14 protein-coding genes are annotated in these 15,001 nt (G+C 69.1%); 5 read left to right on the forward strand and 9 right to left on the reverse strand.

Annotation, left to right across the window (positions count from 1 at the left end; all coding sequences use genetic code 11):
* Positions 1–464 (reverse strand): TIM barrel protein (locus ACIREO_RS20475; RefSeq protein WP_404112022.1); only part of this gene is annotated, 464 nt, incomplete at its 3' end.
* A gap of 326 nt (positions 465–790) precedes the next feature.
* On the opposite strand from ACIREO_RS20475, the gene yicI reads away from it, so the two are divergent.
* Positions 791–3,031 (forward strand): alpha-xylosidase, encoded by a 2,241-nt coding sequence (gene yicI, locus ACIREO_RS20480; RefSeq protein WP_404112025.1) that lies wholly within the window; start codon positions 791–793, stop codon positions 3,029–3,031.
* 130 nt (positions 3,032–3,161) lie between these two features.
* The gene (locus ACIREO_RS20485; RefSeq protein WP_404112028.1) at positions 3,162–3,788 is read left to right on the forward strand and encodes a histidine phosphatase family protein; all 627 of its coding nucleotides are present in this window, start codon (positions 3,162–3,164) and stop codon (positions 3,786–3,788) included.
* 272 nt (positions 3,789–4,060) lie between these two features.
* On the opposite strand, the gene ACIREO_RS20490 is transcribed toward ACIREO_RS20485, so the two are convergent.
* Positions 4,061–4,207 (reverse strand): hypothetical protein, encoded by a 147-nt coding sequence (locus tag ACIREO_RS20490; RefSeq protein WP_404112030.1) that lies wholly within the window; start codon positions 4,205–4,207, stop codon positions 4,061–4,063.
* A gap of 95 nt (positions 4,208–4,302) precedes the next feature.
* On the opposite strand from ACIREO_RS20490, the gene ACIREO_RS20495 reads away from it, so the two are divergent.
* Together ACIREO_RS20495 and ACIREO_RS20500 are read left to right on the forward strand one after the other, a co-directional pair.
* The gene (locus tag ACIREO_RS20495) at positions 4,303–4,821 is read left to right on the forward strand and encodes a TetR family transcriptional regulator C-terminal domain-containing protein (protein WP_404112032.1); all 519 of its coding nucleotides are present in this window, start codon (positions 4,303–4,305) and stop codon (positions 4,819–4,821) included.
* A gap of 14 nt (positions 4,822–4,835) precedes the next feature.
* Positions 4,836–5,057, forward strand: coding sequence for a hypothetical protein (locus ACIREO_RS20500; RefSeq protein WP_404112035.1), 222 nt, complete (start codon positions 4,836–4,838; stop codon positions 5,055–5,057).
* Positions 5,058–5,069: 12 nt separating this feature from the next.
* Here the strand turns inward: ACIREO_RS20500 and ACIREO_RS20505 are convergent, their stop codons facing one another.
* Positions 5,070–5,276 (reverse strand): DUF397 domain-containing protein, encoded by a 207-nt coding sequence (locus ACIREO_RS20505; RefSeq protein ID WP_404112037.1) that lies wholly within the window; start codon positions 5,274–5,276, stop codon positions 5,070–5,072.
* On the reverse strand, positions 5,260–6,105 hold the full coding sequence (locus ACIREO_RS20510; RefSeq protein ID WP_404112040.1) for a Scr1 family TA system antitoxin-like transcriptional regulator: 846 nt from the start codon (positions 6,103–6,105) through the stop codon (positions 5,260–5,262). The genes ACIREO_RS20505 and ACIREO_RS20510 overlap by 17 nt, the downstream gene beginning before the upstream one ends.
* Positions 6,106–6,418: 313 nt before the next feature.
* On the opposite strand from ACIREO_RS20510, the gene ACIREO_RS20515 reads away from it, so the two are divergent.
* Entirely contained in the window at positions 6,419–6,667 is a 249-nt protein-coding gene (locus ACIREO_RS20515; RefSeq protein ID WP_404112042.1) for a hypothetical protein, read from the forward strand.
* A 115-nt stretch (positions 6,668–6,782) separates the two neighbouring features.
* On the opposite strand, the gene ACIREO_RS20520 is transcribed toward ACIREO_RS20515, so the two are convergent.
* The 5 genes from ACIREO_RS20520 to ACIREO_RS20540 form a co-directional block, all read right to left on the reverse strand.
* A complete protein-coding gene (locus tag ACIREO_RS20520; RefSeq protein ID WP_404112045.1) occupies positions 6,783–7,421 on the reverse strand; it encodes a class F sortase in 639 nt (212 codons plus the stop codon).
* A gap of 64 nt (positions 7,422–7,485) precedes the next feature.
* A complete protein-coding gene (locus ACIREO_RS20525; protein WP_404112048.1) occupies positions 7,486–8,169 on the reverse strand; it encodes a hypothetical protein in 684 nt (227 codons plus the stop codon).
* A gap of 185 nt (positions 8,170–8,354) precedes the next feature.
* Complete coding sequence (locus tag ACIREO_RS20530) at positions 8,355–9,827, reverse strand: hypothetical protein (protein ID WP_404112051.1); 1,473 nt, start codon at positions 9,825–9,827, stop codon at positions 8,355–8,357.
* Between the two features lie 120 nt (positions 9,828–9,947).
* Positions 9,948–10,544 (reverse strand): GPP34 family phosphoprotein, encoded by a 597-nt coding sequence (locus tag ACIREO_RS20535; protein WP_404112054.1) that lies wholly within the window; start codon positions 10,542–10,544, stop codon positions 9,948–9,950.
* A gap of 171 nt (positions 10,545–10,715) precedes the next feature.
* A complete protein-coding gene (locus tag ACIREO_RS20540; RefSeq protein ID WP_404112057.1) occupies positions 10,716–14,564 on the reverse strand; it encodes a GH92 family glycosyl hydrolase in 3,849 nt (1,282 codons plus the stop codon).
* Positions 14,565–15,001: the final 437 nt, after the last annotated feature.

Below are 15,001 nucleotides of genomic sequence, written 5' to 3' on the forward strand. Positions count from 1 at the left end.
ACGCGTACGTCCTTGGCGCCGCCGGACTCCGCGCCCTCGCGGCCGCCCCAGGCGACGTAGGTGGTGGCACCCAGGTCGACGGCCAGGTCGATGTTGCGGATGACTTTGCGCAGCGCGAAGCGGCGTACGTCACGGTCGTTGGAGGTGAAGCCGCCGTCCTTGAACACGGGGTGCGTGAACAGGTTCGTGGTGGCCATCGGGACCTTCATCCCGGTGCGCTCCAGCGCGTCCTTGAACCGGCCGATCAGCCGGGCGCGCTCCGTCTCGGACGAACCGAACGGGATCAGGTCGTCGTCGTGGAACGTCACACCGTGCGCACCGAGCTCGGCGAGCCGCTCCACCGACTCGACCGGGTCCAGCGCGGGACGCGTCGCGTCACCGAACGGGTCGTTGCCACGCCAGCCCACGGTCCAGAGACCGAAGGTGAACCTGTCCGCGGGGGTGGGGGTGAAGCGGTCCGACATTGCACAGCCTCTTGCTCGACGTTCAGGCCCGGACGACAGCTCCGCCGGCCGGGCCGATTTGTTTGCTTGCAGTACTAATACGCCATCCAGCCAATCGTTTCTAGACCATTTCCGTGACGTGTCGGTACATGGCGCCAACATGGCAGATCCGGGGCAGTGAACCGTGGTTCGGTTTACCGGGCAATACGGGAATTCCCGCTACGTACCGCCCTTCTCGGCCACATTTGTTTTGTGTACGATCAAAATCAAGAGGACCCGCAGCCGCGCTCGCCGTAGGCGCCCTGACGTCCCGCCCGGAACCCCCAGATCGGCTAAGGACCACCCCCATGAAGTTCACCGACGGCTTCTGGCAGATGCGCAGTGGTGTGCACGCCTCGTACGCCACGGAAGTCCGCGATGTCCGCCTCGACGACGACCGTCTCGCCGCCTACGCCGCCGTCAAGCGCGTCGAACGCCGCGGCGACACGCTGAACGCCCCGCTGATCACGGTGGAGGCTCACGCCCCGGCCGAAGGCGTCATCGCGGTGCGCCTCACCCATCACGCCGGCAAGCGCCGCAAGGGCCCCGACTTCGGACTGCCGGGCGCCGCCCCCCGGTCCGCCGCCACCACCCGCACCCAGGACGCGACCGCCGAGCTGACGAGCGGCCCGCTCACCCTGCGGCTGCCCACCGAGGGCGCCTTCGGTCTGGAGTTCCTCGACGGGGACGGCCGGGTCCTGACCTCCGCCGGCCGCAAGGGCAGCGCGTTCGCCACCGTCGACGACGACAGCAGCCACCACATGTTCGCCCAGCTCGCCCTCGGCGTGGGCGAGACCGTACACGGCCTCGGCGAGCGCTTCACCCCGTACGTGAAGAACGGCCAGACCGTCGACATGTGGCAGGCCGACGGCGGCACCAGCAGCGAGCAGGCGTACAAGAACATCCCGTTCTACCTCTCCTCGCGCGGCTACGGCGTCTTCGTCAACCACCCCGGCAAGGTCTCCTTCGAGGTCGGCTCCGAGGCCGTCGGCCAGGTGCAGTTCAGCGTCGAGGACCAGACGCTGGAGTACTTCATCATCGCGGGCCCCACCCCGAAGGACGTTCTCTCCCGCTACGCCGCCCTCACCGGCCTCCCCGCCCTCCCCCCGGCGTGGTCGTTCGGTCTCTGGCTGACCACCTCCTTCACCACCTCCTACGACGAGGCCACCGTCACCTCGTTCGTCGACGGCATGGCCGAGCGCGGCATCCCGCTGAGCGTCTTCCACTTCGACTGCTTCTGGATGCGCGAGTACCAGTGGTGCGACTTCGAGTGGGACCCGGCCGTCTTCCCCGACCCGGAGGGCATGATCGCCCGGCTCAAGGACAAGGGCCTGAAGATCTGCGTCTGGATCAACCCGTACATCGGGCAGAAGAGCGCCCTGTACGAAGAAGGCGCGCGCGAGGGCTACTTCGTCCTCACCCCGGACGGCGACGTCTGGCAGTGGGACAAGTGGCAGGCCGGCATGGCGTTGGTCGACTTCACCAACCCCGAGGCCACCGCCTGGTACCAGAGCAAGCTCAAGGGCCTCCTCGACCAGGGCGTCGACGGCTTCAAGACCGACTTCGGCGAGCGCATCCCCACGGACGTCGTCTGGCACGACGGCTCCGACCAGGAGCGCATGCACAACTACTACACGCACCTCTTCAACCAGGCCGTCTTCGAGCTCCTGGAGAACGAGCGCGGCCAGGGCGAGGCCGTCCTCTTCGCCCGCTCGGCCACCGCGGGCGGCCAGCAGTACCCGGTGCACTGGGGCGGCGACTGCTGGTCCTCCTTCGAGGCCATGGCGGAGTCCCTGCGCGGCGGCCTCTCCCTGTCGCTCTCCGGCTTCGGCTTCTGGAGCCACGACATCGGCGGCTTCGAGGGCACCCCCGACCCGGCCGTCTTCAAGCGCTGGCTCGCCTTCGGCCTGCTCTCCTCGCACAGCCGGCTGCACGGCTCGTCGTCGTACCGCGTGCCGTGGGAGTTCGGCGACGAAGCGGTGGACGTGGCCCGGCAGTTCACCCGCCTCAAGCACCGCCTCATGCCGTACCTCTACGGCGCGGCCGTCGAGGCCCACCGCACGGGCGTCCCGACGATGCGCCCCCTGCTGCTGGAGTTCCCGGAGGACCCGACGGCCCGCACGGCGGACCGCGAGTACCTCCTGGGCCCGGACGTCCTGGTCGCCCCGGTCTTCACCGAGGACGGCGAGGTGGAGTACTACGTGCCCGAGGGCACCTGGACCCACCTGCTGACGGGCGACACGGTCACCGGCCCCGCCTGGCGCCGCGAGACCCACGGCTTCGACAGCCTGCCCCTGCTGGTCCGCCAGGGCGCGGTCCTGGCGCTCGGCGCGGACGAGTCCCGTCCGGACGGCGAGTGGCTCGACGACCTCGAACTCCGCGTGTTCGCCCCGGCCGGGACGGGCGACTTCACCCGCACGGTGACCGTCCCCGACCGCACGGGCGCGGTGGCGGCGACCTACGAGGTGCACCGCGAGGGCGGCGAGGTCCGCGTCACGACGGACACGGACCGGCCGTACACGGTCACGGTGGTGGGCGAGAAGGCCTGACAGCCGTCAGCTGCCGGCCCTGCGTGGGGCGAGCCGCCCCACGCAGGGCCGGATGGAATGCGATCGTTGGCCGGCAGGTTGGCACAAGCGGCACATACGTACGACTACGGCGCACAGAGCGGAAGCATCGATGGGCGAGTTGATCCTGATCAGGCACGGCGAGACCGAGTGGTCCCGGTCCGGGCAGCACACGAGCTGGACCGACCTGCCCCTGACCGAGCTGGGGGAGCGCCAGGCCCGCGCCCTCGTACCGCTCCTCGCCGAGCGCGAGGTCGGCCTCACCCTGGTCAGCCCCTATCTCCGTGCCCGCCGCACCGCCGAACTCGCGGGCCTTGCAGCGCCCCGTGAGACGCCTGACCTGCGGGAGTGGGACTACGGGGCGTACGAGGGAATCACCACGGTCGACATCCGCCGCACCCGCCCCGACTGGAACCTCTGGACCGACGGCGTCGCCCCCGGCCCCGAGGAGCACCCGGGGGAGAGCCCGCAGGAGGTCGGTGACCGGGCGGACCGGATCCTGGCGGAGGTACGGGCGGCGGCCTCCCGTCTCGGCGAGGCGGACATCGCGCTCGTGGCGCACTCGCACTTCCTGCGCGTGCTCACCGCGCGCTATCTGGGACTGACGCCCGCGAGTGGCGAGCTCTTCCAGCTCGCCACGGGCGCGGTCTCCCGCCTCGGCACGGAACACGGCAAGCCGGTCGTGACAGCGCTGAACCTCGCGCTGCCGAAGAGTCTGTACGAGGCGGCGCGCGCCTGAGCCGGGGCGGCGGGAACCTCGCGCGATCGCGTTCAGCGCGGACGGCGCCTCGATGACCGGGGACTGGGTCTACCTGGCCTGGGCGGGGGCGGTTACGCGTCGACCGTGACCGGGGGCTGAGCGCGGCCGGGGTCTTTCGCCGGGGCCGACGCGCTCACCGAAACCGGTGAGCGCGTGGTCCCGGTCCCGCGCTGTGGGCACCCACCATGCTGGACAACCCGGATGCATTCGCACGGGAGACCGCTGGGGCGCTTCCAGCGGACGGCTGGGAGTCAGCCGTCGGCGGAGGCCCCCTCACCGAAGACCTCGTCGGCCGTGGTGGCGACAAGTGCGCGAGCCAGCCATCGGCGGAGCAGTTCCGGGTCGCTACACGTGGTGATCTTCTCCCGGGTGACATCGGTGATGCCGATGCCCCGCACATCGAGGGTGAGCAGAAGGTCCTCGGCTCGGCCCCCGGCTGCGGACCACCTGGCGCTCGCAGTCGGACTTCGTCGCCGACCTGATCAACTTCGCCATGTGGCCGACGAACTACCACCCCGGATACGTGGAGCAGAGGGCGGCCGTCACCAAGAGGCTCGTGGCCGGCGAGGACTTCGTCAGGGCCGTCCACGAGACGGCCTACCTGCATACCGCCGAGAGTGCCCGCATGCCGTCCGTCCGGCTCAGCCTCGCCCTGATGGTGCTCGCGGACGGCGACGACGCGGTCCAGCGCGCCCTCACCGAGACATACCAGGGCTACCATTCCTCCTGGAAACAGGTGTACGCCGAGGTCCTCCAGGCGCGGGGCCTGCGGTTACGTGCGGGGCTCGGCCTCGACGACCTCGCGAACGCCCTGTCCGCCGCCACGGACGGCATGGTCCTGCGTTCCATCGGCGACCCGCGCGCCGGGGTCGTCGACCAGGAACGGGAGCGGTCCCTGATGGGCACGGTCGCCCTCGCGGTGATCCACGGATTCCTCGAACCGGCCGAGGACTCGGACGGCCTCACCCTGGAACAGGCCGTCCAGGCAAGGCTGGGACGCGACGCGCTGTGAGGAGTGAGGACCCCATGACATCCATCGACCGCACCCCGGCGGAACCCGGACCCGAGGCGCGTGGTCCAGGGCGGATCGCGGCCGTCACCGGCCTGCTGTCCGTCGTCGGCGCCGTGATCCTGGCGCTCACCGGCCATGCCGAAGCCGCCGCGGCGGCCGGTGTCGCGGGCAGCGCCGTCGCCGGTGGCATCCACGTGACGGTGAACATCCACCGGCGGCCTCCCGGCCAGGACTGAGGAGCGGACCTCTCAGAGGCTGCCGTTCCTCAAGACACCGACGAACGAGGCCCAGTGCGCGGCGCTGAAGACGAGCGCGGGGCCGTCGGGGGCCTTGCTGTCGCGTACGGGGACGAGACCTGGGAAGCCGTCGGCGACCTCGACGCAGTTCCCCCCGTCCCCGTTGCTGTAGGACGACTTGCGCCATGTCGCGGAGCGCAGGTCACGAGAGGTGAGCATCTGATCCATGGCCCTTCGCAGCCGACTTGATGAGGGACAGTGATGCTTCCGGGGACAGCGCGGAAGCCCTGGCCAGATCGTATGCGGAAGAGATTTGCTCCACCAGCCCGGAGTCCTCGACGAGTTGGCCGCTGTATGCCGCCTCCATGTAGACGGCGGGTGGGGCATCGGAGAAGTGCATCAAGGTCACGGGTGTGTCCAGCAGAGAACTTGACCCTGCCGAGAACGGCAGCACCTGCACGACTACACGCGGGCGCGCGCTGCCCTGGGTGTGAAGGTGATCGAGCTGCTCGGCGATGACGGCCGCTCCACCCACCGGAAGGCGGAGCGCCGCCTCGTGGACGATCACCCAGAGGACCGGTGCATCGGGGGAGTCGAGCAGCAGTCCCCGGTCCATGCGGGTCCGTACATGGTTGTCGATGACGTCGTCCGAAGCGTAGGGATGGGCCCCCCGCGTCAGTGCTCGCGCGTAGGACTTGGTCTGCAGCAGCCCCGGGATGATCATGGAGGAGTACTCCGCGATGGACACGGCGCGTTGCTGGAGCTCGGCCGCATCCGCGAAATACGCCGCCACCTTCGACGTACGCGCCAGCCGGCACAGCCGCTGAAGGTGCTCGCCGCTGCCCAGCAACTCGTCCAGCGCGCGTGAGATCTCCTCCTGCGGGCGCCGCTCACCCGCCTCGAAGAGCCCGATGTAGGTGCCCGAGCAGAACACTCGCTCGCCCAGATCGTTCTGCGACAGCCCCGCCGCCTCACGCAGGCGGCGCAGCTCGGCGCCGTAGAAGGCACGGGGATTGGCGTACGGGTCCAGGTCCTTCGGCAGCGGCATGCCCCGGAAGGTAGCGGCCACCGGGGCCCTGTATACGGAGCTCCTGTCGACGTCACCCGGACGAGGCCGCAGGAGCCTTCCTGCGCAGGGTGTTCACATGGTTCGGGTCGACACCGTGATCGATCCACTGTTGCGCTACGAGTATGTCCGGAGCAGCAAGGAACCGCCGGGGGCGCATCTACAGGTGCACGCGCACCGAGACGAAATGGCCTGTCTGCTGCGTCTGGCGGAGCGTGGCCGACCGAAGCAAGGCCTGAAGCGAAACCAGCTGCCCCGACTCTCGGAGATGCACCTCCCGGTGGGAGGCCACCGGATGCGTCCGTCGCTGGAGGACGTATTGCTCTTCCTCCACCGTGAGTTCGCGATCGACACGGTTCCTGGGTGGAGGACCGTCATTGAGGAGCACCTCAAGGACTGGCGGACCATGCAGCTCAGAGCTGCTGTGCGGGACGCGCCTGACGCCGCTGCCAGGGTGCTGCGGACCCTGGGGTACTCGGTCACAGAGCCTGAGGTTCCCGGGCCACGGATCTCCACGGATGACGTGAAGCTGTTCTGGCCGTAGCGCCGCACGAGCCCTGAGCGTTCCGTGAAGCAGAGGGCAGAGGCCCGCCCCGGGTGACGGACGGCCGGTACCTCGCCCCCGAGGTACCGGCCGGTTCCGTGTGGCGTGCCCGGTTTCAGGCCGCCTTCTTCTTGAGTGACGTGAGGTGGGCGAAGACGACGACGTTGGCCGAGTAGCCGCCCTTCTTGTTGAAGCGCCCGCCGCATGTGAGGAGCCTGAGCTCTGGGCGGCCCGTGGCCCCGTACACCTTGTCGTCGGGGAACTTGTCCTTCGTGTAGGTCTTCACCTCGTCGACGGTGAAGACCGCGGTCCGCTTGTCCGCCCGCGCGACCTTCACCGTGTCCCCGCGCCGCAGGGCGTTGAGGTTGAGGAAGATCGCAGGCCCCGTCGCGGTGTCCCGGTGGCCGACGAGCAGTGAGGTTCCGGCCTCCCCGGGGGACGGGCCCTTGCGGTACCAGCCGACCAGCTTGGGCTTGCTCAGCGGCGGGGCGCCGAGCCGGCCCTTCTTGTCGAGGGCGAGGCCGGTGACCGGGGCCTCGATGAAGATCGCGGGGATGGTCACCTTCACCGGCCGGGAGTGCACCAGCGGCGCGTGCGAGGCGGGCACCGACTTCTGTGGCTTGTGCGGTGCCCTCCGGAACGGCGGCTCCCCGCCGCCCGCGGCGTCGCTGCCGCGGGCGGCGGTGACCGACGAGGCGTCCTCGGGCGAGTCGGAACTCGCCCACACGACGCCGGTCACCAGCGAGAAGGTCACGCACAGGGTGATCGTGAGCCGGCATGCGCGACTCGGTCCCCGTCGTCGCCGTCGGCCGCGCGCGTTATGCCTCGTTACGGGCACGACGGCGTGCGGATCGACGGACCATGATCAGCCCCGCGATTCCGGCGGCACCGGCGACCAGCGCGGCCGAGGCGCCGACGTTCGAGTCGCTCTCGGAGCTGACGCTCTCCATGTCCGGGACGCCGCCGCCACCCGCCGGCACCGCGCCGGACGGCTTCTCGTACGTCTTGTCGCTGCCCTTCTCGGCGTGCGACGACGAACCCTGGTCGTTGTTGTCACCGCGGCTGCCGCCCTGGCCGGGCCTGGGGGCGCAGTCGACCTCGAAGCTCTTCTGCTTCGGGCCCGCCGGGACCGTCCACACCAGCTGGTACGTGCCCTCCGGGAGCAGGTACTGCTGGCTGCGGGCCTTGCCGTTCACCAGCGGGAGGGTGCCCAGCAGCGTGTCGCCCGGGGGGATGGTCGGCGGCTGCTCGGTGATCGTCCAGGGGACGGAGGGGAATGACTCGAAGTTGCTCGCCTCCAGCACGAACTTGCAGACCTCGACCCCGTCGCGGTCACCACGCGAGTGCCAGCCGACCGAAGTGACGTCGATGTCGCCGCTGTCCCCGGGCAGGGCGTAGGCGGCCGGAGCGCCGGCCAGGGTGACACCGGCGACGGCCACTGCGGCGGCCACCCTGGCGCCGGTGCGGATGCTGCGGGAGCGGACGGAAGCGGAAATGCGCATGCTGGGCTCCTTCAAGCCGAGATGATTGTCGTACTGATCACCTGATCGCCTAAGAGATGACATGGATCGCCAAAAGAGTGTGTCGGGACACCGTAAAAACGCGCAAAAGTACCCTGACTAGCCGATAGCGGTCAGAGAATGCCCAGGTCGAAACCGTTCGAAAGCCCGGGAAGCGGGAGAACGGATCAGGCGGACCGCTGCCGACCGCGTCGCCGGGCGGCCGTCAGGACCACGGCCAGGACAACGACCGCGGCGGTCACGGCCCAGGCCCAGGGGCCGAGAAAGACCCGGTAGAGCGGGGCGGGCGAGGCTTCGAGCTGGATGACCGTGGAGTCGTTGCCAGGGGTGCGGTCGTACGGGTTGTAGGTCCGGATCGTGCCCCGGGCACCCTCGACCTGCCGGTCGATGCGGACGTGGAACACGATGGCGCTCGTCCCGTCCTCCTCCGCCCACATGAACGCCTCGCTGCCGAGGTCGCACACGAAGGCCCCGCCGGCCTCCTCCGGCTCTTCGCAACCCCACTTCCGATTCGTCTCCTCGAAGGCGTACGGAATGGAGGTGACCGTGGTGCCCTCCGGCGGGATCACTTCGAAGCGGCCCTTCATCTCGTCGTCCCGCAGCTCGCCGGGGCCCAGGTCCTGTACCCCGAGCCGAACTTGAACCGTGTCGCCGACGCGCCCCCGGACGGTTCCGGTCACCGGCCGGTAGTCGGCCTGGACCGTGGTCTCCACCGCGACCTCGCCATGGGTGTCGTCGTAGTTCCCGTCCTTCGCGCCGGTCAGCGTGATCGGGGCGCCGGTGCCTCGCACGGTGTGGTCGGCGGGCCTCGTAGGGTCCGACGACCAGCTGTAGGACAGTGAGCCGTACAGCGCCTTCTCTGCGGCGACGTAGGACAGCGGCGAGCTGGTGCGGTAGGCGGCGCCCGGCGCGGCCTCCGTGGGGAACAGGCACCACGCCGATGTGGGCGAGGAGCCCGCGTAATAGCAGTTGCTGTGACGTGCGTTCAGGGTGAGCCCGTCGCTCGTGATGTGCAGGGCGATGCCCCGGTCCGCCGCGAACGGGCTGTGGTTGGCGAACTCCGGCGTCACCGGCGCGGGTTGCCCCGGCTTCACCCCGCTCACCTTGACCTCCTCGTCGGGCGCGCCCAGTGTCGGGCCGCCGACGACCATCCGCGTGGTGCCGGTGACGGGTGCGGCGTTGTCGGCGCTCGCCGTGTAGGTGACCGTGCCGCTGTCGCCCGGCTTCACGCCGGCCAGCCCGAGGATGTCGAAGGGGGCGTTGCTCTCGCCGTCGTTCTGAAGAGTGCCGTACTCGCAGGTGTACACCCAGCCGCTGCCGGTGCAGTTCCCGTAACCGCCCTTGGTCACGCGGGCGATGTCCTTGAGGCCCGAGGCGTCGACCACGACCTTGATGTTGCGGGCGGGCTCCTTGTTGCCGGGGACGACGGCGACGGGCACCTCGAAGTCCCCGTTCGTCGCCTCGGCGCCCTCGTCCGCGTTGTACACGACCATGGTGCGCGGGACGTCCTTCAGGCTCAGAGCGGCCTTGTCCGACGCGGTGGCGGTGGCCGGCGCGAGGGCCACGGAGAGGACCGCGGCCAGCCCCGTCGCGAGGGCCGCCGCGCGCGCGGTGATCCGTATCCGGGGGGAGAGCGACATGCGGAGCACTATGTCACCGGGGCGGTGATGATGCGATGAGCGGGTAGGACTGCCCCCGTCCACCGGCAGTCCAAGCCGCTCATCCTCGCCGTCGGACTCGACCGTGCCCCCGGGCCCGGCTCACGGTCCTCGCCAGACGTTGGCGAAGGCCGCCCTCTCGATGGCCCGCCGCTGGCGTACGGCCTCCAGTTCCATCACCGCGTCGTGGACGACGGCCACCACGGTCGTCACCGCCTCGTCGTCGAGGCCGGGCTCATCTTCGGATCGTTCGACGCCGACGCCGATGACCGAGGCGAGAGCGGCCAGGACGGGTTCCTCCCTCCCGCGGTCGGCTGCCCGGCGGTGCGCGGACGTGTCGACCGGTTCCATCCGCTCCGAGCCGAAGAGCAACCGGCCACTGCGCTTCGGCGTCAGCTCACCGTCCTCTTCCAAGGCGGCCTGGTACGTGGCCGACAGGTCGCTGCCCCGGCGCCAGAGCCAGTCCTCGATACGCTCGTAGGGCGCCTGCCGGGTGAGCCCTGCCGCAGCCTCGCGCATGAGCCGGTCGTCCAGCGTCGGCGGTCCGTCCGGCACGATGCGGTCGCCGTCCAGAGCGACTGCCCCGGCGCCGATGAGATCGATCAGCTCGGCTCCCGCGAGCGTGAGCGACAGGTCACCCTGTCCCACAGAATGCTTCGGGTCCATGGCAATGATGAACAGGTCCTTCGCCGTGGTCATGAACTGCTCCCCTCGGAGACATCGACACGGTGCGTCCCCACCGATCCGGCCCACACCAGGGCCCGGCCGCCGGCAGGGCGACTCCCACCACCAGTATCGCCCCGTCCGCACCTACGGGAACGGGCCGCCCGGTGTGCCGGGCGGCCCGTCCTCATGCGTTCGGCGGATGACTCAGGAGATCAGCTCGATCTCCGCCAGCGTCGCCGCTGCCGCGCTCACCAGCCGGTACTTCGTGTACGCCTTCGGCGCCTGCACCGAGAACACCCGGGTCTGCTTGTCCCAGGCGAACTTCTGGCCGGACCGCTTGTCGATGTCCTTCCAGGACGTGCCGTCCGCCGATCCCTGTAGCACCCAGCCCGTGGGGGCCTTCGCCGCCGTGGCCGAGGTCAGCGTGTACTGGACCGCCTTCGTGCCCTCGGCGGCCGGCAGGTCCACCGACTCGACCGAGGCCGAGGTGGCGGAGGTGTTGTCGTACAGTGCGCCGTCGCCCTTGAGCACGTCGCCCTTCGGCGTCGGCACCTTGTCGTCCTTGGTGACCGAGACCGGAGCCGCGTTCTTGCCCGTGCCCCACGCCGACGGCTTCGAGCCCATGTCGAACTCCAGCACGCCGCCCTTGGCGAGCAGGTCGTGCGGCAGCGAAGTGGAGGTCCACTTCTTGCCGTTGACCTTCAGGCCCTGGACGTAGATGTTCGTCGCGCTGTTCTTCGGGGCCTTGACGACCAGGTCGCGGCCGTTCTCCAGGTGCACGGTCGTCTTCGTGAAGAGCGGCGAGCCGATGGCGTACTCACCGCTGCCCATGACCAGCGGGTAGAAGCCGAGCGAGGAGAAGAGGAACCAGGCCGACTGCTCGCCGTTGTCCTCGTCGCCGTGGTAGCCCTGGCCGATCTCGCTGCCGGTGTACAGACGGCCGAGGACCTCGCGGACCTTCTCCTGCGTCTTCCAGGGCTGCGAGGCCGCGTCGTACATGTACGTGGCGTGGTGCGCGACCTGGTTGCTGTGGCCGTACTGGCCCATCCGCACGTCGCGTGCCTCGGTCATCTCGTGGATCACGCCGCCGTACGAGCCGACGAACTCGGGCCCTGCGGTCTCCGGGGTCGAGAAGTACGTGTCCAGCTTCTTCGCCAGACCGTCACGGCCGCCGTAGAGGTTGGCCAGGCCCCGGCTGTCCTGCGGGGCGGTGAAGGCGTAGCCCCAGCCGTTGGTCTCCGTGTAGTCGTAGCCCCAGACACGGGGGTCGTACTGGTCGGAGGGGAGGCGCCAGGAGCCGTCGGGCTTCTTGCCCTGGAAGAAGCCCGACTTGTCGTCGAAGAGCTTGACGTAGTTCTGCGCGCGGTTGAGGAAGTACTCGGACTCCTCCTTGTAGCGCTGCTTCTTCGTCTTCTTGTAGAGGGCCTGGCCCATCTGCGCGATGCCGTAGTCGTTGACGTAGCCCTCCAGCGACCACGAAAGGCCCTCGTGCGTCTCGGTATCGGCATAACCGGTGAAGACCGAGGTCTCCATGCCCTTGCGGCCGACACCCGAGGAGGGCGGGGCCACCGTGGCGTTCTTGACCGCCGCGTCGTACGCCGCCTCGGCGTCGAAGTCGACGCCCTTGACGTACGCGTCGGCGAAGGCCACGTCGGAGCTGGTCCCGGTCATCAGGTCGGAGTAGCCGGGGGAGGACCAGCGGGAGATCCAGCCGCCGTCCTTGTACTGCTGGACGAAGCCGTCGACCATCTTCCCGGCCTGCTTCGGGCTGAGGAAGGAGTACGCCGGCCAGGTCGTCCGGTAGGTGTCCCAGAAGCCGTTGTTGACGTACACCTCACCCTTGACGATCTTCGCGCCGGTGTGGGTGGGGGTGTTGGTCCCGGTCGGCGCCGAGAAGGGACTCGCGTAGGTGCTCCTGCCGCCGACCTGCTCGAAGCCCGAGTTCGGGTAGAGGTAGAGCCGGTACAGGCTGGAGTAGAGCGTGGTCAGCTGGTCGGCGTTCGCACCCTCGACCTCGACCTTGCCGAGGATCTTGTCCCAGGCCTTCTGCGCGTTCCTCTTCACCTTGGAGAAGGAGTCCTTCGCCGGCAGCTCCATGGCGAGGTTCTTCTTCGCCTGGTCGACGCTGATGAGCGAGGTGGCCAGGCGCAGTCCGACCGTACGGTCCTTGCCCGCGTCGAAGCGGAAGAAGCCGGTCACGTCGTCACCGCCGCCACCCTTCAGCTTGCCGCTGTCGGTGACCGGCGCGTCGAAGGAGCCGTATACGAAGAGACGGGTGGCCCCGGTTGAGCCGCCGCTCTTCACGTCGGAGTAGCCGGTGAAGGAACCGGTCTTCGCGTCGAGGGTGAGGCCGCCGGCGTTGGAGACGTTGTCGAAGACGAGGCTCGCGTCGTCACCGGGGTAGGTGAACTGCATGCGCGCCGCGTGGTCGGTGGGCGTCATCTCGGCCTTGAGGCCGTTCTCGAACGTCACCCCGTAGTAGTGCGGGGTCGCCGTCTCGTTCTCGTGGCGGAACGGCAGCTCGCGGGCCTCGCGGGAGGCGTCGGGGGTGCCGGAGGCCGCCGAGGGCATCATCTGGAAGGTCTGGCGGTCGCCCATCCAGGGGCTCGGCTCGTGGCTGGCGCTGAACGCCTGGAGCGTGGGCAGGTTGTCCTCGTTGTTGCCCCGCGCGTAGTCGTACAGCCAGCTCGTGGAACCGGCGTTGGTCACCGGCGTCCAGAAGTTGAAGCCGTGCGGGACGGCGGTCGCCGGGAAGTTGTTGCCGCGCGAGAAGTCCCCGCTGGAGTTGGTGCCGCGCACGGTCGACGCGTAGTCCGAGAGGTGCGCCTTGCGCTTCTCCGGGGCCTTCGGGGCGATCGTGACGTCGTCGATCCAGCCCTGGAACTTCGACGGGCCCTTGGGGGAGTCGTACGCCACCAGGATCCGGTCGACGGTCTTGCCCGCGGCGACCGTGCCGATCCGCGAGGCGACGCTGTTCCACTGGTTCACGTACAGCCGCTTGGCGTCGGCCTGGCCCTGCGGGGTGAGCAGCCCGCCGTGGCTGTCGGTGGCCTTCAGCTCGCTCAGATAGGTGCCGTCGGTGAAGGCCAGGTCCACCGCCACATGCGTGGCGGGGTAGTCGAGGTCCGTCTCGGCCATCTGCGGGTAGACCAGATACGACAGCTGCGTGTCCTTGGTGACCGCCGTGTCGACGTCGAAGACCTTGTTGTACGAGTAGGCGTGCCCGTCCGGCTTGTGCGTGCCCGCGTAGCGCAGCGCCTTCTTCCCCGTGAACCCGGCGCCCTGCTTGGCCGTGGGGGAGCCCGAGGGGCCACGGTCGGCCTGGGTGCGCATGTCGTCGGGGGCCGGGGCGGAGGTGTCCCCGTTCGAGAACTGGACGTCCGCGAGCTGGAGAGCGTCGGACGCGCCGTTGTTCTTCGTGATCTCCAGCCGGAAGTGCTGGTAGGCCGTGTCCGTCGTGAAGTCGTACGACTTGGTCTGGAGCCGCTCGGAGAACGTCTGGCCGGTGCGGGTGTCCAGGTCGGTCCAGGTCTTGCCGTCGGCGGAACCCTTCAGGGTCCAGTCCCTGGGGTCCCGCTCGTCGTGGTCGTCGGCCGAAGTGAGGGCGTAGGTCACGACCTTGGTGGGCTCGACGAGGTCGAACTCGACCCAGCCCGTGGGCTTGAAGGCCAGCCACTTGGTGCCGGGCTGCACATCGGTCAGGTTCTCCTTGACCTCACCGCCGTCGGCGTTCTCGTCGCTGGCACGCAGATCCGTGATCTGATCGGTGACATTGCCCGGTATTCCGGCGGAGAATCCACCGTCGACACCCGATGCCCTTTTCTTTCCGTCAGCGCCTTCTTCGACGGTATTACGCCAGTCCGGCTGCTTTTCGTCGTCCTCGAAGGAGGAGCTGAACGACGTGTCGCCGGAAGGCTTCTGTGCTGCGCCGGACGGCTGGGCGAGGGCCGCGGTGGGGGCGGCCAGGGCCAGGACGAGAGAGGCCGCGAGGACCGCGGCGGAGTGGCTGTGTCTGGGGCGCGAGCCGTGCTGAGGACCACGTAGGGGCTGCATACGGAGCCGTTCCTCCCGGGGGGCAGGCTTGGACAACGTTGTCATTTTAGGATGCGTGTTCCAGTAGGGAGCCAAGTGACGGGGTGTGTCAAGGGTGTTGCGTGGGGTTGACGCCGACGATTCGACCGTATTGCGGAAAACGGGGTTTCCGCGCGAAGGCGCGCGAGCCCGGCATGATCCAAACGAGAGGCCTCAGGTGTCTGTGAGGTCTCAACTCGGGAAAGACTGCCGCTCAACCATGCATTCGATCTTGCTCAGTTGACGGGAAGTGGACTATACCTGTCGGCGTCTGCACAGTCGCTTCACAACGGCGCGCGGGCACGGGGGAGGGCGGAACAGCTGTGGGCGCGGAAGCGCCTGCCGTACGTTCGCCCGAAACTCCCCCACGGCACCTGGAAATCCGGCATTCTGCACGACCCAAGCGCAACTGACCGCGG

Source organism: Streptomyces sp. NPDC102441 (assembly GCF_044765585.1).
In the GTDB taxonomy this organism is placed as follows: domain Bacteria; phylum Actinomycetota; class Actinomycetes; order Streptomycetales; family Streptomycetaceae; genus Streptomyces.